Source organism: Geodermatophilus sp. URMC 61, assembly GCF_052931555.1.
Genome location: NZ_JBRFHZ010000002.1, coordinates 5,035,013 through 5,058,690, shown reverse-complemented (window position 1 = coordinate 5,058,690; position 23,678 = coordinate 5,035,013). Strand labels below are relative to the sequence as shown.

The window sequence follows — 23,678 nt, the reverse complement described above, 5'->3', positions numbered from 1 at the left end:
TCACCCTCGGCCCGGAGTCCACCCCGGGTACCACGGAAGGGTGACCGCACCGCTCTCCCTCACCCGCACCGGCGCCGGCGAGCCCCTCCTGCTGCTGCACGGCATGGGCAGCTCCCGCCGCGACTTCGCCGCCGTCGTCGGGTCGCTGGCCGAGCACTTCGACGTCCTGGACGTCGACCTCCCCGGGGTCGGCCGCTCACCATTCCTCGTGGAGCGACCCACGGTCGCGGCGATCACCGACGCGGTCGAGCGGACCCTCGACGACCGGGGCGTCGGCCAGGTGCACGTCCTCGGCAACTCGCTGGGCGCCCGGGTCGCGCTGGAGCTCGCCGTCCGCGGCCGGGCCCGGTCCGTCGTGGCGATCGCGCCGTCCGGGCTCAACGTGCTGCCGGAGCGGGTCTTCCAGGGCAACGGGATGGCGCTGGCGCGGGTGGGTCTGCGCACGCTGGCACCGCTGGTCGAGCCGGTGTCCCGCTCCGCGCTCGGCCGGGCGGCGCTGCTGGCCCCGCTCAAGGCGCGCCCGTGGAGCACCTCCCCCGACGAGGCCGTCGGAGCGCGCGAGGGCTTCGCCGACTCCCGCGACTACTGGCGCACCCTGCTGTGGGGGCTGCTGCTCGACGTCCCCCGGGGTCTGGACCGCATCGACTGCCCGGTCACCCTCGTCCAGGGCGTGGCCGACTGGGTCGCCTCGGGGCAGACGGTGCGTTACCTGCCGCTGGTCCCCGGGTCCCGCTTCGTTCCGCTGCTGTGGGCCGGGCACGCGCCCCAGTCGGACCGGCCGCGGACCATCGTGCGACTGGTCGAGGAGGCCGCCGCGCGCGCCGGTCAGCCCGCCGACTCCTCCGCGTTGAGGTACGAGCAGCGGAACCGGGCGGCGGACATCGCCTCGGTGAAGCGCGCCTCCCACGCCGGGTCGGCCGCCGAGAAGGTCGTGTAGACGCGGTCCTCGAGCACGACCGGCAGCCCGTCGGGGCCGGGGTACGAGCGCCGCAGCAGCACCCGCGTCTCGCCGTCCACCTCGTCGTGCGCCGGCGCCCAGCGGGCACGGGCGACCGTGTCGGCGACCCGGGCCCGCTCCCGTCCGGACAGCCGCGGCCGGCCGGCGGCCGGTGGGACGGCCGGGCGGGTCGACCAGATGCCCAGGGCGTAGACCAGCAGGCCGACGAGCGCCAGCAGCACCAGGAGTTCGGCCAGGGCGACCACCACAGGACGACGGTAGTCAGCCCAGGGCGCCGCTGGAGGTCTTCGCGCACCGGCCAGCTAACCTCGTCCGGTACGCCCCGGTCGGCCCCGCGCCGATGAGCCCCCGTAGCTCAGGGGATAGAGCATCGGTTTCCTAAACCGTGTGTCGCAGGTTCGAATCCTGCCGGGGGCACCGCGAAGGTGCTGGTCAGCGGCTAGTCCGCGCGCCGGAGGCGGGCCACAGGGGCGTCAGATCGGGGTTTGGTCAGCACCTGGTCAGCACGAGCGGCGTCCAAGCGGTCGGCGACCGCGTCCAGCTCGCCGGGGAACAGGTGGCCGTACCGGTCCAGCGTCATCTGCGCCGAGGCGTGGCCCAGCATCGACTGCACGCCCTTCACCGACGCGCCGGAGGCGATGGCGAGGGATGCGGCGGTGTGCCGGAGCTCGTGCGGAGTGAGGCCCGAGAGGCCGGCGTCATCGGCCGCCCGGTCAAACCAGTCGCGGCGGAGTTCTGGACCCGCAGCGGGGTGCCGGCCCGGGAGGCGAAGACCAGGTCGGTCGGCGCCTTTCCGGTGAGTTGGCGGCCGAGGTCCTCCCGAAGGAAGCGGGGCACCACCACCGACCGGCGCTGATGTGTCTTCGGCGTACCGAAGACCATCGCTCCGTCGATCTCGGTGACCGCCTCGACCACGTCGATGCGGCCTCTGAGCGGCTGCACGCGGCGCACGCGCAGGCCGGTCAGCTCTCCCCAACGCAGACCGGTGTAACCGGCCACCAGGACCAACAGGCGATGCGGGCCGCAGCCGTCGGCGAGGTCGGCGAGCTGCTGGTGGGTGAGGTAGCGGCGATCGGACCTCGGCAGGCGGGGCAGGCCGACACCGGTGGCCGGGTTCCGCGCCAGCCGGTTGTCCTTCACCGCGTCGTCCAGCATCGAGGACAGCAGGTGGTAGGCCTGCCGGGTCCTGGACGCCGACAGTTCCGCGCGCATCGCGGCCACCCAGGCGACGACGTCGGAATGCTTGATCTTGGTCAGTGGGACCGTGTTCCAGGTCGGGAGCACACGGGTGGCCAGCAGTGACCGGTAGGACGACAACGTCTTGGGCTTGAGGTGAACTCGGCCGGCCATCCAGGTCTCAGACCACTGCCCCACCGTCATCTTCGACCGACCCGGGTCGACCCAGGCGTCGTTCCTGATCGCCGACTTCTGCTCCTGCTCCCAGAGGTCGGCATCCCGCTGGCGGTGGAAGTTCCCGTTCGTGTGCTGCTCGCCGGCGGCGTCGCGATAGAAGCCAACCCACTTACGACCTCGTGCATGGTTAGCAGTGGGCTGTCGTTGACCTGTCCGGGGCGGGTTCGATCACCCGGCGGTGCCGGCCGGTAGAGCTTTCGGTGGACGGCGGGGCTGGTCAGGTCGTGGGGCTCGTTCCTGGCTGGAGACCAGTCCGGCGACGGCCCGCGGCATGTTGTCGAGGTGGTCGCGTCGGCCGAGGTGCCGGGACAGGGCTCGCCAGTTCTTCAGGTGGCTGATGCCGTGCTCGACGCGGATCCGCTGCGCCGAATGGGCCCGGCGTTCGGCCTCGTGCGCGGCGGCGAGGGCGGGCGGGACCGGCAGCTGGTTCTTCCGCCGAGCCGGCCGCGGCGTGCGGACCGCGCCGGCGGTCTGCGCGCTCAACCCCTGATAGCCGGCGTCGGCGAGCAGAGTGGCGCCCGGGATAGGGGCCAGCAGTTCGACCAGGCCGGCCTGGCGGACCTGGGTCAGATCGTGGATGGAACCTGGGAGGGTATGCCCGCAGGACAGCAGCCGCCCGCCGGCATCGGTGATCACCAACGCCTTGACGGTGTTGGCGCGGGCCTTGCCCGAGACGAACCGAGCCCGGCCGGCCTTGTGGGCCGCCGGGCGGCGCACCCGCACCTCGGTGGCATCCAACAGGCCGACCTGCTCGCGGGCGCCCAGGTAGGCGACCACATCGGCCAGGGTGTGCAGCCGGATCCCGTCCTCGACGGTGCAGCCACGCTCGGCCAGCAGCGGGCGGACCTCCCCGATCGCCCGGGTGATCGTCGAGCGGGACACCCCGAACCAGCAGGCCAGCACGTCATAGGTGACCCCGTGGCGCAGGTGCACCAGGGTGGCCAGCAGCCGGTCCACGAACACCAGCCGGTGCCGGGCACCGGCTCCGACCGCCCGCCGGCGCGGCCGACCGGCCAGGCGTGCGTCCCGGCATGTCTGCCAGCGCGGCCCCAGCTCCGCGACCAACTCCGCCAAGACCTGCGGGGACAGTCCGGTCACCCGGCGATCGACGACAGCGGCGGCACGGGCCAGGCTCCTCGACACACCACGACCCTGCTCCGTCCCTCACGAGCAAGCCGTCCCGGCTAACCATGCACCAGGTCGTTAGCGCCGTGGGATGTCTGAAGGCGGCCCATGAGACACCGTCGGGCCGGACGTGTCAGGCTGAGGTCCTCCGCAGGCTCCGGATCGCTGAGGAGGCGCGCTCCCAGGTACATCAAGAGCCGCTCCGCGATGAGTGGCCGCAAGAAGCCTACGCCCGACGACCCCGGTGGAGATCCAGGCAGAGTCCCCGAGCCGGCCTGAGTGCCGTCGGCGCCGCAAGGCCATGCAGGGCGTGAAGCTCAGCGCGCCACCATGACGACTACGCCGTCGTCCGCGGCTGCTCCAGGTTGTGGACCTCGAAGACTTCCGGTTCGCCGGCGACTTGGACTCCGACCTCGTTGAGCACCGGTAGAAGTTTCTCGCCGAATGCTGTGAGCTGCTCAGGGGAGTCCCAGATTTCGCTTACCTTTAGGTCCCCGTCAGTCCCGAACAGCACGTGCAACTGCATGCCGTCCGGAGGCCACATTCCGGCCTTCTCCAAGCGGAGGCTCACCTCGTCGTACTGCTGACGCGTCAAGCCGACTACCGGAAAACGCACGACGATGCTCACGCGGACCTCCCCGGTGACGCACTCGCGCCAGGCGAACCCGCCCGGAACTCAGACGAGCGGGACGGTACGGCCGATCGGCTGAGCGGACGGGAAACCTCTGCGTCCCGGGAGGACTCGCGCGCGTGGCGACTACCCAACGGCCATCCCCATCCCACGGTTCGGCCACGAGCGGCTCTAGGAGCGGTGTGCCTGCACACGCAAGCGCACCCGGACCGGTCCCTCAGTGGGCCTCTCTGGGACAGCCGGCCGGCATGCCGTGAGGGCGGCCTATGGGACACCTGCGGAGCCGCGGCCGTCTACTCTCAGCCCGGAATCGGGAAGCCCCTCGGTTTTATGAACCTGGGAGGCTGGCACGGACACTCCGAGGCCGGTCGTGCATGGCCCACGGCACTGTCGGTTGGGCCAGCCCCGACATAGCGTTGCGGTATGGCTGGAAAGGCATTCAAGTGCCGGGTAGGGCTGCACGACTATGTCAAGGAGCATCCTGTCGACGAACGGCTTCAAGGCCCCCGATGCATCGGAGGTTTGTCGTCGTTGCGGCAAGCGCCGTGAGGGAAGCATCAGTGGACTGCCGCCTGGTGTGGTGAGCGGACCCAGCTGAGGGTCGGCGACACTCATCCGGTCCGATCCTCTGCCGACCGAGCGACCCGGATGCCTACCCGGGCCGTAGCGCGAAGCCGAGCCACCGTGCGACGTGGACCGACGTGTCCCTGACACGAGAATCCCTGTTCGTAGGCAGGCGTCAGTTTCACGTCTGAGCAGCGGTGAGTGAGGGTGTCTGGTCAGGCGGCGGCATGTGGCTGGATGGTGACGTCGAAGCCGAGGTTCTCGATCTCGCGGGCGAGGCGTCGGGCGTGGGCCTCGAAATCGGCGCGGCGGGTGAAGTAGTCGACTCCGAGCTCGACGTAGGGCTTGTGCTCGGCGATTACCAGCAATGTGTGCGCGACGGCGAAGATGGCCTTGGTCTCGCCCCGGCTGCCGAAGCGCCGGGAAGCGCTGGTACTGCGCGCCCAGGTAGGTGCTGCGGGTGCGCGTCGCGGCGCAGGCGGCCTCCCATCGCGGTGCTGAGTCTGCCGACGCCGACGACGAGTATCAGATCAGGGAGCTCGGCGCTCCTCGTGTTAGGCGGGGTGCTGGGGGCAGCGGAGAGCACAGGCGTCAATCCCGCCCACGGTCGTGAGACGCACGCCCCCTCGAAAGGCGCGGTCTCTCATATGAACACGACGGGTCAGCAGGTCATGGACCCGGATCCGCGAGGCCCTCGGGTTCCGGCCGGGATGCGTGCAGAGTTCGTCGCCCTGCCGCCCGACCGATGCCGCATCGCGGGCGAGCAGTTCGAGATCCGCGTCGTCGACACGGTGCCGGTGGGCGCCCGGCGCTGCTGCAGCTGCCTGGTCAGCCAGGGCTCTCCCATCCGGGCGGAGCGCGAGTGGCGGAGAAGACCAGGGCCCAGATCGACCGGATCGCTGAGGAGGACAGCATGGCCAGCACATCGAGGACCCCCCGGGCGCAGGCGGCGATTGCCACTGTCGACCGCGTACGCCGGCGGTGGCGGCGCCGCGCGGGGAGACGGCTCAAGCTGCCGCAGGGCAACGCCATCGTGCTGGCCGTGTTGCGATCGCGAGCGCACCGGCTGTTGAGCGCCACGGCGATCGAACTGCGCTACATCGGGCGCCGGAGCGGGCGGGAGATCGTGTTGCCGGTGCAGTACGCGCAGGTCGGGGAGCAACTCGTGGTGAGGCCCCAGCACTGGCAGCGCGCCACGTGGTGGCGCAACTTCCGCACACCGCAGCCGGTGACCGTGCGCCTGGCTGGTCGACTGCGCGACGGCACGGCGCAGGTGGTCGAATCCAGCGATCCGCGATGGGGATCGGCCCGGCAGGCCTACACGACACGCTGGCCGCGGTCGACGCCGCGAGTGACCGGCCCCCTGGTGGTGATCGACCTGCAGCCGTGACCCTGGTCGGCGGCCACCGTAGGCTGCGGACCGTCCTCGAGTGGGGCCGCTCAGAGACAGGTGGCTGAAGGCGTGACAGCGTCCTGTCAGCGGCGTCGAGATCGGCTCCCCACGAGGAACACGGCGACGTGCAGGAGCACGTTGAGCCATGCCGGCCCGAAGGTGACGAGCGACCACAGGAACGGTGAGAGGCCGTCAAACTGGTACGGGTCGCTCATCGCCGGCCACGCCCATGGGAGTCCGAGCGGCAGGAGCGGCAGTGCAATAAGCCCCGCACCGATGTTGGCGCCATCCTCGGGCGGGGTCGCGAGCACCGCCACGAAGAAAAGGGTCGTCAGAGCCACGACCAGCACCGCATGCGCAATGAGCAATCGGCGCCAAACGCGGTTCACGCCCTGTGCAGACACAGCATCACCATGGGCCTCGGCCCGATCTCCGCACAGGACGGTCACCCCTCACCAGTGACCGGGTGAGATACCCGCCCAGCGGGACAGCCGGCCGGGCGAAGGAGAGCAGTCGCCCACGTGTCCCACAGTGGGCCGCGTCGAAGGGCCAGCCCGTGGACATCGCCACCCGCTTCGCCGAGGCGCTGGACGCCGACGCCGGCGTCACCGGCGATGATCCCGACCTGCTGCCGGTGCGCCTGGCGCACGTCGCCGCCGTCGTGCTCGGCGTCGACGGGTCGGGGTGAGCATCCACGGGGAGCCGGGCCTGCGCACACCCCTGGCGGCCAGCAGCCAGGTCGCCGCCCCCGCGGAGCGGCTGCAGTTCACCGCCAGCAGCGGGCCGTGTCGGTTCGCCGCCGAGTCCGGGTTCCCCGTGTTCGCCACCGAGGACGTCCTGGCCCGCCGGTGGCCGGTCTTCCACGACCTGCTGCTCACCCACACCCCGCTGCGCAGCGTGCTGGCACTGTCCCTGCCCGGACGGCCCACTACGGGACACCGATGCGGCGGGTCCGAGACAGGGGCGTGAGCGGTCAGGAGCCGCGGCCCGCCTCGCCTCAGCCCCGGCGGCGGGCGCGGACGACCTCGCGGACCCTCGGCTAGTCGGCGCGGATCGAGCCGCGCCTCACGTCGACCGCTCAACCTCCTCTGCCCCTTCCGCCGACTCGCGCGGCCCCGGCAGTCCGGCGCCAGCTGCCGGCGGCGAGTACAGAAGGGGCTGCCGCAGATCGATGAAGTCGAACGGTTCCGGGCTGAGGGCCACCAGCTGCTCCATGACCGCCTGCAGCTCCGGCGGCACCTCCTTGCGCTCGCCCTCGCGGGCCTCCGCCTCGGAGGTGAAGTAGATGACCTGGGCCCACCGATCCGGCCCGTGGTTGATCATCACGCTGCCGAGGACCTCGGGACGGAAGCGCGCCATGGCCTCGGTGGGCAGCTGGGCGAAGAGCTCCCTGGCCCGTGCCCGGTCCGTCACCCGACCCTGCATCACCTGCACGAACCCGGCCCGGTCCGGGTCTCCGGTCAGCTCGACCTCGACGTCCTCGCTGTCGGCGAAGGTCACCTCGCCGTCGAAGAGCCGCCGCGTCTCCTCCCACCACCGGGACTGCTCGGGCCGCGCCGAGTTGCGGGCCGCGGCCTCGGCCGACTCGAAGCGGGCCACGGCGACGAACCGGCCGTCGTCGGCGACTCCGATCGTGCTGCCCAGCCAGCCGATCGAGCCGGGCTGCAACTCCCGCATCCACGTGTCCAGCGCCGTCCGCACCGCCTCGGCGTCCGACGTCCTGCCCTGGATCAGCTGAGCGAACATGGCGAGCCTCCCGCCGCCGTCGTCGGCCCCCGTGGGAAGGCCGACGCTAGGCCCGCGCAGCGGTCGGGGGAACCAATCCGGCGCGGTCCGTGCGGAATCCTCCGTCGGAGGACGCCAGGCCCTGGAAGCGACCCTGAAGCCGCCCTTGCGACGACCGCTTGAAACCGCCGTCCCACTGAGGGACACCACAGGTCACTCGATGCCGAGGTGACCCCCAGTCACATCCGAGGGGTTGGCGCTGGTTCAGGACGAAGGTTGCCGGTCCGGCCCGCTGTCAACTCTCCTTCCCATGTCACAGAACGACCGGGCTGTCTCGTCCTGGGGGGACGGACTCTCTGTGACAGGAGCTCGGTCATGAACGAGCACACCAGACACCAGCAGGCGGCCTTGATCAACGGGGTGAACACGGGGATCGGCCGCGCGGCCGCCGAGCAGCTCACTGCGCTGGGCATGACGGTGCTGGTCGGAGCCAGGAATCCGCGGCGCGGGGAAACGGGCCGGGGCCCTGGTAGCGGTCAGGCAAGTGGGCCGACCACCTGGCCGGCTCGACCTCTCCCCCGACGCCAGAGTGAAGCGGGGCCCGGCGGCTCCGGTGGCACCGGATCCCCGACAAGGTGGCGCTGAGCACTGCGGTGCGCAGCCTCGACTGTCAGGAGCGCGTCATGGCCGGCACGCTGTACCACCGCGATCAGTCGCTCGTCGTACCGATCGCGGCGCTGAGCCGCGAGGATCTGGCTCTGGCCGGTGGGAAGGGCGCCAACCTCGGCGAGTTGGTGCGCGCCGGCTTCCCCGTGCCTGCCGCGGTGGTCATCTCCACCACCGCCTACACCCGTCTCGCGGAGAGCGCCGGGCTGGCCGCGGCGATCCAGGCGGGCCTGCGCGCGGGCGACGCCGCAGGCATCCGTGCAGCATTCGAGGCCGCCACCATCCCGGACCGGCTGCGGGCGGAGATCGTCGAGGCGTACGTGGCGCTCGGGGGCGGCCCGGTGGCCGTGCGCTCCAGCGCTACCGCCGAGGACCTGCCGGGCGCCACGTTCGCCGGGCAGCAGGACACCTTCCTCAACGTCGTCGGCGAGGCCGCGCTCCTCGAGGCGGTGCGCCGCTGCTGGGGGTCGCTGTGGACCGAGCGGGCCATCGCCTATCGCGACCGGCGCGACGTCGACCAGGCCGCGGTGCGGATCGCCGTCGTCGTGCAGCGGATGGTGCCCGCCGAGCACGCCGGCGTGCTGTTCACCGCGAACCCGGTGACCGGCGCGCGCGACGAGGTGGTGATCGACGCCAGCAGCGGACTGGGTGAAGCGGTCGTCTCCGGGCTGGTCACGCCCGACCACTACGTGGTGGATGCCCGCGGGTCCTTCCGGCAGCGCACCCTGGGCCGGCGTGAGGTCGTCATCCGCGGCGTGGACGGTGGCGGGGTCGCGCACACCGTCGACGAGCAGGTCGACTCGCTGCCCGACGAGGCGGTGGTCGAGCTCGCGAGGCTGGGCCGGGCCGTCGCGACGCACTTCGGGCGCCCCCAGGACATCGAGTGGGCCCGCGCCGCCGGACAGGTCTGGCTCGTGCAGGCCCGCCCGATGACCGCGCTGCCGCCGTCCCCGCTCCGGCTGGGGAGGGTGCGCCGCCGGCTCGGGCTGCAGCTGCTTGACTACTTCACCGACCGGCCCTATCCGCTGGACGTCAGCGCCTGGATCCTCCCGGGCATCGGCCGGCTCGTGGAGCGGATGCTGGCCGAGATCCCCGGGCTGCGCGTGCAGATGTCCGAGGTGCTGCCGAGGTCGGCGGGGTCGTGGACCGGTTCGTGCCTCCGCTCCCCCGGCCGACCCGGGCGATGCTCACCGCGCCCGCACGCCTGGCCCGCCGGATCCGCCGCTTCGCGCCCGCGGCGTGGGAGCGCGATCCGCGCTTCGCCCGGTTCCGCCGCGAGGTGCACGAGCTCAGCACGACCGCCCTGACCGAGCTGGACTGGCCGGCTCTGACCGCCACCGCTCGCCGGGCGCTCGCGGCGACGGACCTGGTCAGCGACCTGCGGGTCGACTATCTGCCGCGCGCCGGTTACGACCTGCTGCGCCTGCACGTCATGCAGGCGGTCCTGGGGCCGCGCGCGCTGTCCGGCCAGCTGACCCTGGGCACACGGACCCGCACCGAGGACGCCAACCGCGGGCTGGAGGCGCTGGCCGCCCGGGTCCGGGACGACCCGGTGCTGCGGGACGCCTTCACCCGACTCGACGGGCCGGCCTTGCTCGAGCGGGTCACCGGCGATGCCGCGTTCGTCTCGTTCCACGCGGCCCTGCGCGAGTTCCTGGCCGAGTACGGACATCGGGAGACCACCAGTCCGCTGCTGATGACCGCCCCGACCTGGATCGACGCGCCGGCAACGGTCCTCTCCCTGGTGTCGGTGCTGGCCGCCGCCGGCCCCCCGCGACCGTCCGGACGGGCGGCCGCCGCCGCGGCAGAGGACCGGCTGGCCCGCCACCCCCTCGTCCGCGCCACGGGCACGGCCCAGGCCGCGCGCCGGGTCGTCGAGGCAGCCCGCGCCGGCATCGCGTTCCGCGAGGACTCACACTTCCAGGCCACGGCGCTGCTGCCGGTGCTGCGCCGGGTGGCACTGGAGGCCGGCCGGCGGCTGGCCTCGGTGGGGGCGCTGGCCGCTCCCGAGGACGTCTTCCACCTGCGGCTGGAGGAACTGGAGCACTGCGCCGCCCCGGCCCGGCTCACGCCCGAGGAGGCCCGGCGGCTGCGCGCGCTGGTGCGTGCACGCGCGGCCCGGCGCGCCGAGCTGGCAGGCGTGCCGATGATCAGCCCGACCACGCTGTTCCCAGCGTCCGCCCCTGGGGCCGACGCGCTGGTTCGTGGCGTCCCGGCCAGCGGCGGCCGGGCGACGGGGCCGGTGCGGGTTGTCGGCGGCCCGGCGGAGTTCGGTGCGCTGCGCGACGGCGAGGTCCTGGTCTGCCTCTACACCAACCCCGCGTGGACACCGCTGTTCCGGCGGGCGGTCGGCGTCGTCGTCGACTCCGGCGGCGCCGGATCGCACGCGGCGATCGTCGCTCGGGAGTACGGGATCCCGGCTGTCATGGGCACCGGGACGGGGACCACGGTCCTCGCGGACGGCCAGCTGGTCACCGTCGACGGCAACGCTGGGCTCGTCGTTGCGTCGGACGACGCCGGTCAGGCCCCGCGATAGCACCACCAGGGACACGCCTGGAGCACGGGACCTCCGCGACGGCCCGGCCGCGGCGCCGGGGCGGTCAGGCCCGTGGTCCGGGGCGTCGGGAGGCACTGCACCTCCGAGCAGCCCTCGCAGGTCCACGCGTCAGCCCATGCGGTGACCTCTCGCTCGTCAGCACCACGCCGACGAGCTCGGAGCCTCCGGTCAGGGTCCCGGCGCGCGCTCCGGATCCGGCTGCGCGCTGCCGGTCTGCGCCGCGCCGAGGACGGCCCTGGCCACCCGCTGCGGCTCGTCGACCTGGACGTAGTGCCGTGCCCCCTCGACGAGTTCGAGTCGAGCCCGGGGGAACAGTCGGGCGAACCGGCGGGCGACCCGGGGGTTGAGGTAGGGATCGTCGGCTCCGAACACGATGGCCACCGGCCGCTGGAACGCGCGCAGCGCGGGGGCGCGCCGGGCCCGGTTGAGGAGCGTGCGGGGCAGGTCGGCGTTGAGCCGCCAGAAGGCCGGCCGGGCGGCGCGAAAGCGCTCGTAGAACTGCGGCAGCAGTTCCTGGCGGACGTCCGCGTCCCGGATGAACCGGCCGACCTGCCAGTGGTAGAGCCGCCGATCGAGCCCCGCCAGGCGACGCATCAGCGGCCGCGCGACGGCCCGCAGGAGCGGCGTCGAGTACAGGAGGATGGCCTCGGGCGCCCGCAGCGACGGCATCCAGCCGTAGTAGGTGTTGAGCAGGACCAGGCCGGTGACCCGCTCCGGATGGGCGAGAGCCCAGTCGATGGCCGGCGGTCCGGACGCATCGTGGGCGACCAGGACGACCTGCTCGAGCCCCGACGCGTCGATGACGCTGTCGAGGTCGCCGGTCTGGTTGTCGGCCGTGTACGGGTAGTCCGCCGGCTTGTCCGACTCCCCCCAGCCGAGGAAGTCGAAGGTGATCACCCGGCGGTGACCGGCCAGGAAGGGCAGTGTCCGGTCGTACAGATGGCTGTCGTCGGGGAACCCGTGCATCAGGACGATCGCCGGCGGCGGGCCGGGGCGATCGTGCACCCGGATGCGGTACGGACCACGCGGCGCCCACGTGTCGGTCGGCAGCACGGGCCGGTCAGTCACCGCACCTCCTCGTCGGGTGAGAGCCGTCGCGTGGTCGCCGGTCGCGGGGTGCGCCGGTGCCGGAGGACCTCGGGCGCCTCCCCGCCGACCTCGCTCGACGACGTATGGATCATCGCCCCTGACAGCTGCCGCAGGTGTCGACGGAGCGCGGCTCAGGGAAGAAGACCCGGTCGACCAACCCATGGAGCGGCTGAACAAGGATCTCGAGCGGCGCACCGACATCGTCGGCGGCTTTTCCGACCCAGCCGCCCTGCTGCGGTTGGCCGGTGCGGTCCTCGTCGAGGCCCACGACGAATAGCAGGTAAGCGACCGCGGCTGCCTCTCCGAAGGATCCATGCACGTGCTCAACCGACCCGACGAGGAGGTGACGCAGACGGCACTGATCGCGTCACAGTCCAACCCGCAGAACCTCCGCACGGCCGCGAGCTACACCACCAGCCGGGACATCCCCGTGGAGTTCGGTCAGGGGCCGTCTCGGGGCGCACGAACCCGCTCGCCGTTCGCAACCCGTCACTGATGCAGGGGGCTGCTGGGACGCGCAGACGTCGACGCAGCGGGCCGCCTCCTGGCGGCGCGGCCCAGGGACCTGCGGCGTCGACGTCCGCGCCGCGATCGGAGCTCATCGCGCCGACCTCAGGAGCGATGCGAAGTCGCCGACCGGCCCGAGGTGCGTCAGCTTGTCGGGGTTGACGATCCCGCTGATGCTCCTGACCTGGCCGTCGGTGACGTCGATCGTGCACACGCCGATGAGCCGTTGCTGTGCGTCGAGGAAGAGCGCTCCCGGGCCACCGTTGAGCTCGACAGGGCGCAACGACACGTCCGGGAGGCGCAGGACCCTGCGAACCCAGTTGACGACCGTGCGTGCGACACGGTCGCGTCCGCGCAGCGTCCGCGCGAGCGCCGGGACCTTGCCGCCGCCGTCGCCGGTCAGTTCCACGTCGTGCGCCAGCAGCGCCTCGAGCCCAGCGAGATCGCCGTGCTCCGCGGCCGCGAAGAACCGGGCCGCCAGCTCGTTCCGCTGCTCGCGCGTCGTCCGGAAGCGCGGCCGGCGCTGCTGGACGTGGCGTCTGGCGCGGCCGGCGAGCTGACGCACGTTGTCCTCGCTCTTGCCGATGATCCCCGCGATCTCGGGGTACCCGTAGTCGAACACGTCGTGGAGCAGCAGCACGGCGCGCTGCTCGGGGGAGAGGCTCTCCAGCAGCACCAGCATCGCCAGCGACAGCGAGTCGGCGGTCTCGGCGTGCCGGGCCGGATCATCGTGGCCGTCGGTGACGATCGGCTCCGGCAGCCACTCGCCGACGTAGCGCTCGCGGCGGGCACGCGCGGAGCGCAGCTCGTTGATCGCCAGCCGGGTGGTCACGGTGGCCACGAACGCGCGCGGCGATGCGATCTGCTCGCCCGCATCGAGCGCCTGGTGCACCCGCAGCAGCGCTTCCTGCACCACGTCCTCGGCCTCGGACACGCTGCCGAGCATCCGGTAGGCGAGCGCGAACGCTCCCGGCCGCAGCTCGTCGAGCAGCCGCTCGCGGGCGGTCATGCCGCGGCGAGCCCGTGCCGCCAGCTCGGGTGCGCCGGGCGCCACCCCAGCTCACGCTTGGCCTTGGCGTTGGAGGCGCCGCGGAGCTCGGTCATCATCACCACGCCGGCCTCACCGGCGAACAGCCGCCCGACGAACCGCGGCACGCGCATCGGCTTCCTGGCACCCAGCTCCTGCGCCAGAGCCGGCAGCCACTCGGCGACCGGGGCGGGGTCGTCGTCGACGATGTTGTAGACACCGCGGCTGCCGCGCTCGACCGCTGCCACCGTCGCCTCCGCCGCGTCGGCGACGTGGATGAACGACCACACGCCGCCGCCGTCGCCGACCAGCGGGAACCTGCGCTTGCGGATCAGCTCGGGCTGCTGCCCGCCCGATGCCATCGACGTGCCCGGCCCGTAGAAGGCGCCGTAGCGCAGCACGATCCCCTCCGTCCACCGCGCGCCGAGGACCGCCTGCTCGAGATGACGGATCGCGGCCAGGGTCTCGCGCATCTCCCGTGCGGGCGTGGCGTCCAGCGGGTCCTCCTCGGTCTTGATCGGCGCACCGGTGCGCGCGTACGCGCCATAGCCCGCGATCCCCTGCGCCACGAACCGCCGCACGCCCACCGCCTGACCGGCGGAGAGCAGATGGTCCGTGCCCTCGATCCGCAGTCGGTTGGTCAGCGCGAAATCGCGATCGAAGTGACGCATGTCCAACGCTCCAATCGCGGTCAGCTGATGGACGATCACGTCCGGCCGCGCCCTGCCGACGGCTTCCGCGACCTGATCGGGATCGAGCGCGTCCGCGACCACCGGCACGGCACCCCACTCGCGGAGCATCGCCTGCTTGGACTCGCGGCGCGTCATGCCGTGGACCTCATGCCCGGCCTCGACCAGGCGTGGCACCAACTGCTTACCGATCGCTCCCGTCGCCCCTGCGACGAACACCCTCATGATCAGCTCCTTGGTCGAGGATCACCGACACCTGATGAGACAAGACGGCAGCCCCGGCTGTGACACCTCCGAGCAGCCGGGCACCCGCCGACCTCGGCGCCCCGGTGCACCGTGGTGTCCGCACCGGCGAAGACGTCCGCTCCTGCAGCCGCGAGCCCTCTACTCCGACCGGCGCCCGTCCGGGATCCCGTGCGGGACGTCACCGGCTACCTCCTCCGGCGACCTCGTCAGGGCGGGAGCCGTTCGCTCGCAGGACCGGCTCCCGGATCTCAGGCCGATGTCGAGCGGGGATCGCGCCCGAGGACGGCGACGGCGGCGCACAGCGGGATGCAGGCGAGGAAGACGGCGTCGATCCCCCAGGTGTCCGCGGCCGCGCCGGCGAGGGGCGGGCCGAGGACGAGGCCGGCGCCCATGGCTAACATGGAGGTGGCCACGCCGGTGGCCGCGGCCCCGGGCACCACGTGGGTGTTCCAGATGACCAGCAGGCCGATCGAGGCGATGAAGGCCGCGCCGTAGAGCACCGCGGACAGCAGGACCAGCCAAGCGGGTCCGGCGGTGAGCAGCAGGCAGGCGGCGCCGAGCGTCAGCGCCATGAGCGCCAGGAGGCGAGGCAGTGTCGTACGGGTGAGCAGGGCGCCGACGGCGCCGCCGGCGACGCCGCTGAGGCCGACCACCAGTTGGAACACCGCGCCGCTGGAGCCGCCGACGGGGGCGGCTGCTGTGGCCACCTCCACGCCGAAGGTCCAGTAGCAGCCGCTGACGAGTCCGAGCAGCGCTGCGGTGGCCAGCAAGCCGGGACCCTGTCGGCGCGCGACGGCCCGGAGTGGGGCGCCGCGCTCGCCGGTGTCTGCCGATGAGCGGTGCGGGCCGAGCACGAGAGCGCACCAGGCGGTCACCGCCACCGCCAGGACGGCGAACACGATCCACGCGGTCCGCCAGGAGCTGCCGGCCACCAGGCTCAACGGGCCGGCCACGGCCACGCCGTACGCCGTGCCGGAGTTGATCAGGCCGTGGGCGCGCGGCCGTCGTCCGGCGGCGAGGTGGGTCTCGACGGCGGCGATGTAGGGCGGCCAGACCAGCGCCGCGCTCGCCCCGGCCAGGGTGATCCCCGCCCCCAGCGACACCGCACCGGTCGCCGCCGCGCACAGGAGCATGCCGCCGGTTGCCGCCAGGCCACCGAGGACGACGGTCCACCGCAACCCCCAGCGCGACAGCAGCCGCGGTGCGGCCAGCGAGGCGACCAGGTAGCTCGCGTAGGAGCCGGCCCCGATGACGCCCAGCGTCCCGAGGCCGAGGCCCAGTGACCTGCGCATCTCCGGCAGCAGCAGCCCGTAGCCGTACCGGGACAGCCCGAAGGCGACGGCGACGACGGCCAGCCCGGAGGCGACCACGGCCCAGGGAGCAGGCCGGCGCAGTGAGCTGTCGACGGTGCTCATGCCGACGCCTCAGGCTCGTCGAGCGGGCAGCCCGGCGGCTGCCGGCAGGCCGCGCGGTCGCACAGCCGGCAAGCCCGGTAGGCCTTCGCGCCCTTTCCCGACACGGAGGTCGTGAGGGTCGCCAGCAGGTCCTCGAGGTCCTGTTGGCCGACCTCGTCCAGACCGGCGAGCACCGAGCGGATCGCCTCCTGCCGAGCGGCCAGGACCCGGTCGGCGGTGCGCGAACCCTCCTCGGTGAGCCGGACGGTCACCGTGCGGCCGCCGGGACCGGCGACCCGCCGGACCAGCCCCTGCTCGACCAACCGATCGACGAGCCGGACGCCGCCGGAGCCCCCGACGCCGACGGTGGCGGCGAGACCGCCGACCGTGTCGTCCGGGTGCGCCTGCAGGTGCACCAGGACCGCCGCCGCGGCGCCGCCGGCCGCGCAGGCCTCCTCGGTCGCCTCACGCACGCGATCCGCGACCGCGAGGGCCACCACGCCGATCAGGTTCACCAGTCGGTCCGCAGGCATGGACCGACCCTAAACCAACTGACTGACTCAGTCAGCAGAGGACTCGGCAGCCGACGGGACGGTGCGGGAGGAGGGCGGCCCGACCACCCGCGCCCGTGGGGCAGGCCGGTCGAGTCACCTCGCAGGAGCGATCAGTGCCGCGGAGGCCCGAGCGCTGCTTGATGAGTCCCAGCTCCGGTGGCCAGGGTGAGGACGTGCCGTTCCTCCCGCTGCCTGCCAGCGCGGCATGGGTCCACCAGGATGCCCGCGCCGGCTTCGAGGTCGCCTACTTCCGGGCCCTCGACGACGGTCACCTGCTCACCGGCGCCACGACCGCGGTCGAGGACGGGCAGCCCTGGATCGTCGACTACGAGATCCGGGTCGACGTCGGCTGGCGCACTCGCAGGGCTCGCGTGACCGGACGCTCCGGCACCGGCCTGCGCACGCGGCTGCTCGAGGGTGACGGCGGAGGTCGCTGGCGCACCGACGGGGAGCCGGCCCGGCACCTGGACGGCTGCCTCGATGTGGACCTGGAGTCCTCGGCGATGACCAATGCCCTGCCGGTGCACCGTCTCGCCCTGACCCCCGGTGCGACGGCGCAGGCGCCGGCCGTGTACGTGCGAGCCATCGACCTGAGCGTCGAACGCCTCGAGCAGCAGTACACACGGGCCGGCGATCAGGATGGGCAGCAGCGCTTCGACTACACCGCGCCGGTGTTCGACTTCTCCTGCCGGCTGACCTACGACGAGGCCGGCTTGGTGCTGGTGTATCCCGGCATCGCCGTCCGCGCCTTCTGACGGAGGGCACCTGGGCCCTGGTTGTCACGCGGCATCGTGGGTACCGTCCGCCGTGTCCGGGGGATCGTCGGTCGAAACCCAGGCCACCGGTTCCCATCCCGGTCGCGGAGGTCCGCGACGCGGAGGTGACCGGCATGAGCACCGGCGAGCGCCTCACCTGGGAGACCTGCCCGACCTGTGGCCGGTGCGCGGCCGTGGGTTGGCGCGACGGGGTACCCGTCGCGGTCGACTGTCCCGGCGGCTGCCGGCCACGCCCTGCCGAGTTCGCCAGGCAGGCACCGAGTGCCGCCGCCTCCTCGGCCGCGTCCCGCTGGACCGCCGCAGCGCACGCCTGGAGCTGAGCCGCCGGGCGGCCGCTGCGCCCGCGCTCTCGCGGGTACCGGCACCTCCATGGCACTCCGCAACGCGGCGGTCGCGGCCGCCGGCCAGTGGGTCGACCCCGACGACGGCATCCGCTACCCCTCCGGCGAGGTCCACGCGTGGGAGCGCGGCCGCAACGAGACGGTCTGCGGCCTGTCGCTGAGCAGGTCGCGTCTGGCCCGCTTCCCGCACGTCAGCTGGGCCGACGTCCAGCCGGAGTCCGGCCGCCACGCCGAAGAGGTGCAGGAGGTCTGCCGGCGCTGCCGGGCAGGGCTGGGCGGACGGCGGGACGAGCGCGGCTGGACGCGGACGAACCCGCGGCCGTGAGTCAGCGCCGCCGCGAGAACACGTACCGGAACGGCCCCGGCAGGCGCACCGACCAGCGGCGTCCGCGGGGGCTGTAGCCCACCGGGCCGACGTGCAGGCTGGGCGAGATCCCGCGGCGGCTGATGTCGAGGCGGAGCGGTCCGAGGCGCTTGGTCAGGCGGAAGTGCAGGGGCATGCACGGGTGCTACCCAGCCGTCGGCGTGTCCCCCACGAGGGCGACACGTCCCCGGCGGGGCGGCACGTTGCGGCACGGTGAGGCGTTACGGTTCCTGAACGCATCTCACGTCCCGGCAACGGCGCCGGGGACGAGCGGAGGGGGAGCCCAGCATGGAGACGAGCGTGGTCGACGTCCCGGATCGGGGGCGCTTCGAGGTCCGGCTCGGTGACCGTGTCGTCGGCCTGGCCAGCTACCACGTAGAGAACGGCACGATGACCCTGCCGCACACCGAGGTCGACCCCTCCGTCGGCGGCCGCGGCATCGGCTCGGCGCTCGTCGCCGGAGTGCTCGCCGCCGCCCGGGAGCGCGGGCTGACCGTGCTGCCCTACTGCTCGTTCGTCCGCCACTACATCCAGCAGCACCCCGAGGAGATCGACCTCGTCGCCGAGGACGACCGGCCGCACTTCGGCCTGGCCACCGCCGACCGCTGACCTGCGGGTCCGCCCGGAGCTGCCTACGCTCGCCGGGGTGCCCACCGCGCTGCTCTGGTTCCGCCGTGACCTGAGGCTGGCCGACCACCCGGCCCTGCTCGACGCCCGCGACGCGGCAGGGCCGGACGGCGCCGTCCTGCCGCTGTTCGTCTTCGACCCACGGCTGTGGGGTCCCTCCGGGCTGCCGCGGCGGCAGTTCCTCCTCGGCTGCCTCGCCGACCTCGGCGGGCAGCTGGACGGTGCCCTGGTGCTGCGCTCCGGCGATCCGGCGCGGGTCGTGCCCGACCTCGTCCGCGAGGTGGGGGCGGTCAGCGTGCACGCCTCGGCCGACACCGGCGTCCACGGCCGGCAGCGCGACGCGGCGGTCGAGCGGGCCCTCGGCGACGTCCCCTTCGTGCGCACCGGCTCCCCGTACGCGGTGACGCCGGGCCGGGTCACCAAGTCCGACGGGACGCCCTTCCGCGTCTTCTCCCCCTTCGCCCGTGCCTGGCGCGAGCACGGCTGGCGGGCCCCCGCGCCACGGCCGGAGTCGGTGTCCTGGAGCACCGGCGTCCGCTCCGAGGACCCGCCCGAGGTCCGCGGGCCGGACGGCGTCCGGCTGCCCCCGGCCGGTGAGGCCGCCGCCTCCGACGCCTGGCGCCGCTTCCGCGCCGAGCGGCTCGAGGGCTACACGAGCACCCGCAACACCCCGGGCACCGACGGCACCAGCCGGCTGTCGGCCTACCTGAAGTACGGCTGCGTGCACCCGCGCACGCTGCTGGCCGACCTCGAGGGCCTCGACTCCGACTCGGCCGACAGCTTCCGCAACGAGCTCTGCTGGCGGGACTTCTACGCCGACGTCCTGTGGCACCACCCGGAGTCCGCCCGGGAGCCGCTCGACGAGCGGATGCGCGCGATGACGTACGACACCGGTAAGGACGCCGACGCGCGGTTCGAGGCGTGGGCGCAGGGCCGCACCGGCTACCCGATCGTCGACGCCGGGATGCGCCAGCTGCACGGCGAGGCGTACGTGCACAACCGCGTCCGGATGATCGTGGCGTCGTTCCTGGTCAAGGACCTGCACGTCGACTGGCGGCGCGGTGCCCGGTACTTCATGCAACACCTCGTCGACGGCGACCTGGCCAGCAACAACCACGGCTGGCAGTGGGTCGCCGGGACCGGCACCGACGCCTCGCCGTACTACCGGGTCTTCAACCCCACCCGGCAGGGGAAGGAGTTCGACCCGGACGGCGACTACGTGCGCCGCTGGGTGCCCGAGCTGCGCGACGTCCCGGCGCGGTACGTGCACGAGCCCTGGCTCGCGCCGGACGGCGTCCCCGACGGCTACCCGCTTCCGGTCGTCGACCACGCCGAGGAGCGCCGGGTGGCGCTGGAGCGCTACGAGCAGGTCCGCGCCCGCTGACCGGGGTGTCGCCGGAGTTCCCCCGGCGTCGTGGCGGAGTTGCTGGTCAGGGGCGAAGCTGGGGTCATGACCTGCCGAGCCGCCCGTGCCTGAGGGACACACGCTGCACCGGCTGGCCCGGGACCAGACGCTGGCGTTCGCCGGCCGTCCGGTGCGCGTGACCAGCCCGCAGGGCCGCTTCGCCGCCGGCGCGGCGCTGCTCGACGGCCGGGTGCTCGACGAGGTGACCTCCTACGGCAAGCACCTGTTCGCCTGCTTCGGCGCCGACACCCTGCACGTGCACCTGGGCCTGTACGGCACGTACACCTCGGGCGAGGGCACCCCGCCGCCCCCGCGCGGTGCGCTGCGGATGCGCTGGGAGGGTGAGGGTCCCGACGGCCTCGGCGTGTGGACCGACCTGCGCGGCGCCACCGCCTGCGAGGTGCTCACGGTGCCGGACGTCGACCGCATCCTCGACCGCCTCGGGCCCGACCCGCTGCGGCCGCGCAGCGACGGCACGGTGGCGCACCGGCGGATCGCCGGCAGCCGCACCGCGATCGGCGCGCTGCTCATGGACCAGTCGGTGCTCGCGGGGGTGGGCAACGTCTACCGCGCCGAGATCCTCTTCCGGCACGGCGTCTCCCCCTTCCGCCCGGGCCGGGACGTCGACGCCGACACGTGGGCGGCGATGTGGGCCGACCTGGTCGTGCTCATGCGCTCCGGCGTCCGGATGGGCCGGATCGTCACCACCCGGCCGGAGCACCGCGACCGCCGTGGCGGCGCGGTCCGGCGGGAGGACGCGCACTACGTGTACCGGCGCACCGGGCTGCCCTGCCGGATCTGCGGGACGCCGGTGCAGACCCAGGTGATGGCCGGCCGCAACCTCTACTGGTGCCCGGTCTGCCAGGCCGTCTGGCCCCGGTGACCGGAGGCTCCTCTCGCCCTATCGTGGAGCATGGCCGGCGGGGGACGCGCTCTCGGGGCGGCCGCGCTCGCCGCGGCGGCCCTGGCCCTGGGCCTGCCGACCGCGACGGCCCACCCGGGAGACGACGCCGAGGTCGGCTACGACGTGTCCTTCCCGCAGTGCGACGACGCGCTGCCCGATGACCCGGCGTTCGCCGTCGTCGGCGTGAACGGCGGGCTGGCGACCCGGCCCAACCCCTGCCTGGCCGAGCAGCTGGCGTGGGCGGCGGAGGAGACCACCGGCGCGGTGGCGGCCCAGCCGCGGCTGCAGCTCTACGTCAACACGGCCAACCCGGGCCAGGTCCGCGACCAGGTGACCACCTGGCCCTCACGCGGCCGCACCCCGTACGGCCGCTGCGAGGGCGACAACAGCCGGGCCTGCTCGTGGCGGTACGGGTGGGAGCGAGCCGACGTCACGGTGGAGCAGTTCTTCGTCCCCGCCGCCGAGGCCGCCGGCATCGACCCCGACCCGGGCGACCACACCTGGTGGCTCGACGTCGAGACGACGAACACCTGGCAGACCGGCTCGGCACCCGCCCGTGCCCGCAACCGCGCGACACTCGAGGGCATGGTCGCCCGCCTCTCGGCGACCGGCGCGGAGGTCGGCCTGTACTCCATCGGGTACCAGTGGCGGCGGATCACCGGCATGGTGCCCGAGGACAGCCCGCTGCACGACCTCGACAGCTGGCTGGCCGGCGCGACCTCCCGCGCCGGCGCCCGCGCCGCCTGCCTGCGCGACCCGCTGGTCGACGGCGGGGACGTGGTCCTCACCCAGTACGTGGCCGACGGGCTGGACCACGACCACAGCTGCGGCTAGAGGAAGGACTCCCATCCCCCTCACGCTCGCCAGCTCGCAGCGAGCCTCCGGACGGAGCCGGGGCGGGCTCCCCCCTGCCGTGCGCGGCCAGCGCCTCGGGACCGGCCCACCCCTCGATCCTCACGAGGGGACCGGCACGCGCCCCCGTGCAGCGCGTAGCGCTCACACCCCTCCTCCGCGTGCACCTGCGGGACGGCGGCCGGCACGGCCTCCCGGACCGCCTGGGCGTGCTCGGGCTGCGGGGTGGTCGCGGCGACGACGGACGCGGGCCGCCTCCGGCTCTCGGGTTCCCGGAGCCTGGTGCTCGCCCACCCGGGCGGGTCAGGATGCGTGACGTGTCGGTCGACGAAGACCCCGGTCCCCCGTCCCCTCCCCCGCGGCTGCGGGTGGCCGTCGTCGGCGCCGGCCCGGCGGGCATCTACACCGCGGAGGCGCTCACCCGGCAGCAGGAGGTCCCGGTCGCGGTCGACCTGATCGACCGGCTGCCCACCCCGTTCGGCCTGGTGCGCCACGGCATCGCCCCGGACCACCCGAAGATGCGGGCCATCCGCGACACGCTGCACCGGGCCCTGGACCACCCCGCGGTGCGCTTCGTCGGCAACGTCGAGATCGGCCGCGACCTCTCCTGTCGCGACCTGCACGCCGCGGTGGACGCCGTCGTCTACACCTACGGCGCCGCGCTGGACCGGCAGCTGGCCATCCCCGGCGAGGAGCTGCCCGGCAGCCTGGCCGCCACCGCTCTGGTCGCCTGGTACACCGGCCATCCCGACGCCGACCGGGCGATGGTCGAGGCGGCACTGGCGCGAGCGCGGTCGGTCGTCGTCGTGGGCGTCGGCAACGTCGCGCTCGACGTGGCCCGCGTGCTGGCCCGCACCCCCGCCGAGCTCGAGCCCACGGACATGCCGCAGCACGTCCTCGACACCCTCGCCGCCGCCCCGGTCGAGCGGGTCACCGTGCTGGGCCGCCGCGGCCCGGCGCAGGCCACCTTCACCACGCAGGAGCTGCGCGAGCTCGGCGAGCTGGCCGAGGCCGACGTGCTGGTCGACCCGGCCGACCTGGAGCTCGACCCCGCCGCCGAGGAGCGGCTGGCGGCCGACCGGGTGGCCTCGCGGAACATGGCGGTGCTGCACGAGTGGGCGCAGCACACGGCCCAGCCGGGCCGGACGACCGTGACCCTGCGCTTCTTCTCCCGCCCGGTGCGCCTGCTCGGCGAGGACCGGGTGACCGGCGTCGAGGTCGAGCGCACCGTCGTCGACGCCGACGGCCGCGCCTCGGGCACCGGCGAGACGACCGTGCTGCCGGCCGACCTGGTGGTCCGCTCGGTCGGCTACCGCGGCGGCGAGCTGCCCGAGCTGCCCCTCGACCCACGCCGCGGCGTCGTCCCCAACGACCAGGGCCGGGTGCTGCGCGGCGGGGAGCCCTCCCCCGGCGAGTACGTCGCCGGCTGGATCAAGCGCGGGCCGACCGGCGTCGTGGGCACCAACAAGCACGACGCCCGGGAGACGGTGGCCACGCTGCTGGCCGACGTCGCTGCCGGCGTCGTCCGCCCCGGCAGCAGCGGGGACGACGACCTGCTGGCGACCCTGCGGACCAACGGCGCCGACCCGGTGCTGCTCGAGGACTGGCGGGCCATCGACGCCGCCGAGGTCGCCCTCGGCGCCACCCGCGGCCGGGCCCGGACGACGCTGCACGAGTGGGAGTCGCTGATGGCGGCCGTGAAGGAGGCGGCCGCCCGGGCCCGCTGAGGGAGGACCCCCTTGCCCCTTGGAGGACCCCTTGCCCCCGCCACCCGCAGGCTCGAGGCGGGATCCTGCAAGGGGGCCGTCAGAGCTCGCAGCGGGCCCTGCGAGGGGGCCGTGGACGTGTGCACAGCCTCCTGTGCCTGGGTG

27 protein-coding genes, 1 tRNA gene and 1 pseudogene are annotated in these 23,678 nt (G+C 73.6%); 15 read left to right on the top strand and 14 right to left on the bottom strand.

All coding sequences use genetic code 11. The features are described from left to right. Nucleotides 1-40: 40 nt before the first annotated feature. Nucleotides 41-937, top strand: a complete 897-nt coding sequence (locus ACU610_RS23695; RefSeq protein WP_446770139.1) for an alpha/beta fold hydrolase — start codon at nt 41-43, stop codon at nt 935-937. On the opposite strand, the gene ACU610_RS23690 is transcribed toward ACU610_RS23695, so the two are convergent. Beyond that, nucleotides 826-1,206, bottom strand: a complete 381-nt coding sequence (locus ACU610_RS23690; protein WP_446770138.1) for a hypothetical protein — start codon at nt 1,204-1,206, stop codon at nt 826-828. The two genes, ACU610_RS23695 and ACU610_RS23690, sit on opposite strands and share 112 nt — an antisense overlap. A 96-nt stretch (nt 1,207-1,302) precedes the next feature. On the opposite strand from ACU610_RS23690, the gene ACU610_RS23685 reads away from it, so the two are divergent. Then, a tRNA-Arg gene (locus ACU610_RS23685) sits at nt 1,303-1,375 on the top strand. 22 nt (nt 1,376-1,397) lie between these two features. Here ACU610_RS23685 and ACU610_RS23680 read toward each other — a convergent pair. The 4 genes from ACU610_RS23680 to ACU610_RS23665 form a co-directional block, all read right to left on the bottom strand. Beyond that, a complete protein-coding gene (locus ACU610_RS23680) occupies nt 1,398-1,934 on the bottom strand; it encodes a tyrosine-type recombinase/integrase (RefSeq protein ID WP_446770137.1) in 537 nt (178 codons plus the stop codon). A gap of 605 nt (nt 1,935-2,539) precedes the next feature. Continuing rightward, a complete protein-coding gene (locus tag ACU610_RS23675; protein WP_446770136.1) occupies nt 2,540-3,514 on the bottom strand; it encodes a transposase family protein in 975 nt (324 codons plus the stop codon). 319 nt (nt 3,515-3,833) lie between these two features. Next, entirely contained in the window at nt 3,834-4,124 is a 291-nt protein-coding gene (locus tag ACU610_RS23670; protein ID WP_446770135.1) for a hypothetical protein, read from the bottom strand. Between the two features lie 782 nt (nt 4,125-4,906). Beyond that, nucleotides 4,907-5,059 carry a hypothetical protein gene (locus ACU610_RS23665; protein ID WP_446770134.1) on the bottom strand — a complete coding sequence of 51 codons (153 nt, stop codon included), beginning with the start codon at nt 5,057-5,059 and terminating at the stop codon, nt 4,907-4,909. Nucleotides 5,060-5,553: 494 nt separating this feature from the next. Between ACU610_RS23665 and ACU610_RS23660 the strand changes: the two genes are divergently transcribed. Next, nucleotides 5,554-6,081: a nitroreductase/quinone reductase family protein gene (locus ACU610_RS23660; RefSeq protein ID WP_446770133.1), complete on the top strand. Its 528-nt coding sequence runs from the start codon at nt 5,554-5,556 to the stop codon at nt 6,079-6,081. 86 nt (nt 6,082-6,167) lie between these two features. Here the strand turns inward: ACU610_RS23660 and ACU610_RS23655 are convergent, their stop codons facing one another. Next, entirely contained in the window at nt 6,168-6,488 is a 321-nt protein-coding gene (locus ACU610_RS23655) for a hypothetical protein (RefSeq protein ID WP_446770132.1), read from the bottom strand. A 152-nt stretch (nt 6,489-6,640) separates the two neighbouring features. Here ACU610_RS23655 and ACU610_RS23650 point away from each other — a divergent pair, with 152 nt between their 5' ends. Further along, nucleotides 6,641-6,772, top strand: a complete 132-nt coding sequence (locus tag ACU610_RS23650; protein WP_446770131.1) for a hypothetical protein — start codon at nt 6,641-6,643, stop codon at nt 6,770-6,772. Beyond that, nucleotides 6,769-7,053 (top strand): hypothetical protein, encoded by a 285-nt coding sequence (locus tag ACU610_RS23645; protein WP_446770130.1) that lies wholly within the window; start codon nt 6,769-6,771, stop codon nt 7,051-7,053. The genes ACU610_RS23650 and ACU610_RS23645 overlap by 4 nt, the downstream gene beginning before the upstream one ends. Before the next feature lie 96 nt (nt 7,054-7,149). Here the strand turns inward: ACU610_RS23645 and ACU610_RS23640 are convergent, their stop codons facing one another. After that, entirely contained in the window at nt 7,150-7,830 is a 681-nt protein-coding gene (locus ACU610_RS23640) for a hypothetical protein (protein ID WP_446770129.1), read from the bottom strand. A gap of 662 nt (nt 7,831-8,492) precedes the next feature. Here ACU610_RS23640 and ACU610_RS23635 point away from each other — a divergent pair. Further along, nucleotides 8,493-9,782 carry a PEP/pyruvate-binding domain-containing protein gene (locus tag ACU610_RS23635; protein WP_446770128.1) on the top strand — a complete coding sequence of 430 codons (1,290 nt, stop codon included), beginning with the start codon at nt 8,493-8,495 and terminating at the stop codon, nt 9,780-9,782. Between the two features lie 125 nt (nt 9,783-9,907). Beyond that, on the top strand, nt 9,908-11,011 hold the full coding sequence (locus ACU610_RS23630; protein WP_446770748.1) for a PEP-utilizing enzyme: 1,104 nt from the start codon (nt 9,908-9,910) through the stop codon (nt 11,009-11,011). Nucleotides 11,012-11,200: 189 nt separating this feature from the next. Here the strand turns inward: ACU610_RS23630 and ACU610_RS23625 are convergent, their stop codons facing one another. Beyond that, on the bottom strand, nt 11,201-12,100 hold the full coding sequence (locus tag ACU610_RS23625; RefSeq protein WP_446770127.1) for an alpha/beta fold hydrolase: 900 nt from the start codon (nt 12,098-12,100) through the stop codon (nt 11,201-11,203). A 178-nt stretch (nt 12,101-12,278) separates the two neighbouring features. On the opposite strand from ACU610_RS23625, the pseudogene ACU610_RS23620 reads away from it, so the two are divergent. Next, nucleotides 12,279-12,395 (top strand): annotated as a pseudogene (locus tag ACU610_RS23620) (transposase); the annotation flags it as partial. A 324-nt stretch (nt 12,396-12,719) separates the two neighbouring features. On the opposite strand, the gene ACU610_RS23615 reads toward ACU610_RS23620, so the two are convergent. The 4 genes from ACU610_RS23615 to ACU610_RS23600 all read right to left on the bottom strand — a co-directional run bounded on the left by ACU610_RS23615 (nt 12,720) and on the right by ACU610_RS23600 (nt 16,517). After that, nucleotides 12,720-13,682 carry an RNA polymerase sigma-70 factor gene (locus ACU610_RS23615; protein ID WP_446770126.1) on the bottom strand — a complete coding sequence of 321 codons (963 nt, stop codon included), beginning with the start codon at nt 13,680-13,682 and terminating at the stop codon, nt 12,720-12,722. Next, nucleotides 13,634-14,569, bottom strand: a complete 936-nt coding sequence (locus tag ACU610_RS23610; RefSeq protein ID WP_446770125.1) for an NAD-dependent epimerase/dehydratase family protein — start codon at nt 14,567-14,569, stop codon at nt 13,634-13,636. The genes ACU610_RS23615 and ACU610_RS23610 overlap by 49 nt, the downstream gene beginning before the upstream one ends. Nucleotides 14,570-14,838: 269 nt before the next feature. Continuing rightward, the gene (locus tag ACU610_RS23605) at nt 14,839-16,005 is read right to left on the bottom strand and encodes an MFS transporter (RefSeq protein WP_446770124.1); all 1,167 of its coding nucleotides are present in this window, start codon (nt 16,003-16,005) and stop codon (nt 14,839-14,841) included. Beyond that, nucleotides 16,002-16,517 carry a MarR family winged helix-turn-helix transcriptional regulator gene (locus ACU610_RS23600; protein WP_446770123.1) on the bottom strand — a complete coding sequence of 172 codons (516 nt, stop codon included), beginning with the start codon at nt 16,515-16,517 and terminating at the stop codon, nt 16,002-16,004. Before ACU610_RS23600 ends, ACU610_RS23605 begins: the two co-directional genes overlap by 4 nt. 194 nt (nt 16,518-16,711) lie before the next feature. Between ACU610_RS23600 and ACU610_RS23595 the strand changes: the two genes are divergently transcribed. After that, the gene (locus ACU610_RS23595) at nt 16,712-17,293 is read left to right on the top strand and encodes a putative glycolipid-binding domain-containing protein (protein WP_446770122.1); all 582 of its coding nucleotides are present in this window, start codon (nt 16,712-16,714) and stop codon (nt 17,291-17,293) included. Between the two features lie 390 nt (nt 17,294-17,683). Continuing rightward, on the top strand, nt 17,684-17,980 hold the full coding sequence (locus tag ACU610_RS23590; RefSeq protein WP_446770121.1) for a hypothetical protein: 297 nt from the start codon (nt 17,684-17,686) through the stop codon (nt 17,978-17,980). 1 nt (nt 17,981) lies between these two features. Here the strand turns inward: ACU610_RS23590 and ACU610_RS23585 are convergent, their stop codons facing one another. Beyond that, a complete protein-coding gene (locus ACU610_RS23585) occupies nt 17,982-18,155 on the bottom strand; it encodes a DUF4236 domain-containing protein (protein WP_446770120.1) in 174 nt (57 codons plus the stop codon). Between the two features lie 152 nt (nt 18,156-18,307). Here ACU610_RS23585 and ACU610_RS23580 point away from each other — a divergent pair, with 152 nt between their 5' ends. The 4 genes from ACU610_RS23580 (at nt 18,308) to ACU610_RS23565 (ending at nt 21,789) form a co-directional block, all read left to right on the top strand. Next, entirely contained in the window at nt 18,308-18,628 is a 321-nt protein-coding gene (locus ACU610_RS23580) for a GNAT family N-acetyltransferase (protein ID WP_446770119.1), read from the top strand. Nucleotides 18,629-18,665: 37 nt separating this feature from the next. After that, the gene (locus tag ACU610_RS23575) at nt 18,666-20,030 is read left to right on the top strand and encodes a cryptochrome/photolyase family protein (protein ID WP_446770118.1); all 1,365 of its coding nucleotides are present in this window, start codon (nt 18,666-18,668) and stop codon (nt 20,028-20,030) included. Nucleotides 20,031-20,115: 85 nt separating this feature from the next. After that, on the top strand, nt 20,116-20,934 hold the full coding sequence (locus ACU610_RS23570) for an Fpg/Nei family DNA glycosylase (RefSeq protein ID WP_446770117.1): 819 nt from the start codon (nt 20,116-20,118) through the stop codon (nt 20,932-20,934). Nucleotides 20,935-20,964: 30 nt separating this feature from the next. After that, complete coding sequence (locus tag ACU610_RS23565) at nt 20,965-21,789, top strand: hypothetical protein (RefSeq protein WP_446770116.1); 825 nt, start codon at nt 20,965-20,967, stop codon at nt 21,787-21,789. Nucleotides 21,790-21,809: 20 nt separating this feature from the next. On the opposite strand, the gene ACU610_RS23560 is transcribed toward ACU610_RS23565, so the two are convergent. Next, nucleotides 21,810-22,235: a putative quinol monooxygenase gene (locus ACU610_RS23560; protein ID WP_446770747.1), complete on the bottom strand. Its 426-nt coding sequence runs from the start codon at nt 22,233-22,235 to the stop codon at nt 21,810-21,812. Between ACU610_RS23560 and ACU610_RS23555 the strand changes: the two genes are divergently transcribed. Next, on the top strand, nt 22,125-23,534 hold the full coding sequence (locus tag ACU610_RS23555; RefSeq protein WP_446770115.1) for an FAD-dependent oxidoreductase: 1,410 nt from the start codon (nt 22,125-22,127) through the stop codon (nt 23,532-23,534). The genes ACU610_RS23560 and ACU610_RS23555 overlap by 111 nt on opposite strands. Nucleotides 23,535-23,678: the final 144 nt, after the last annotated feature.

What these genes read in the sequence shown, in the direction of transcription:
- ACU610_RS23640 (WP_446770129.1), bottom strand. Translation starts at nt 7,830, where the DNA reads ATGTTCGCTCAGCTGATCCAGGGCAGGACGTCGGACGCCGAGGCGGTG.
- ACU610_RS23635 (WP_446770128.1), top strand. Translation starts at nt 8,493, where the DNA reads ATGGCCGGCACGCTGTACCACCGCGATCAGTCGCTCGTCGTACCGATC.
- ACU610_RS23630 (WP_446770748.1), top strand. Translation starts at nt 9,908, where the DNA reads ATGCAGGCGGTCCTGGGGCCGCGCGCGCTGTCCGGCCAGCTGACCCTG.
- ACU610_RS23610 (WP_446770125.1), bottom strand. Translation starts at nt 14,569, where the DNA reads ATGAGGGTGTTCGTCGCAGGGGCGACGGGAGCGATCGGTAAGCAGTTG.
- ACU610_RS23605 (WP_446770124.1), bottom strand. Translation starts at nt 16,005, where the DNA reads ATGAGCACCGTCGACAGCTCACTGCGCCGGCCTGCTCCCTGGGCCGTG.
- ACU610_RS23600 (WP_446770123.1), bottom strand. Translation starts at nt 16,517, where the DNA reads ATGCCTGCGGACCGACTGGTGAACCTGATCGGCGTGGTGGCCCTCGCG.
- ACU610_RS23590 (WP_446770121.1), top strand. Translation starts at nt 17,684, where the DNA reads ATGGCACTCCGCAACGCGGCGGTCGCGGCCGCCGGCCAGTGGGTCGAC.
- ACU610_RS23585 (WP_446770120.1), bottom strand. Translation starts at nt 18,155, where the DNA reads ATGCCCCTGCACTTCCGCCTGACCAAGCGCCTCGGACCGCTCCGCCTC.
- ACU610_RS23580 (WP_446770119.1), top strand. Translation starts at nt 18,308, where the DNA reads ATGGAGACGAGCGTGGTCGACGTCCCGGATCGGGGGCGCTTCGAGGTC.
- ACU610_RS23565 (WP_446770116.1), top strand. Translation starts at nt 20,965, where the DNA reads ATGGCCGGCGGGGGACGCGCTCTCGGGGCGGCCGCGCTCGCCGCGGCG.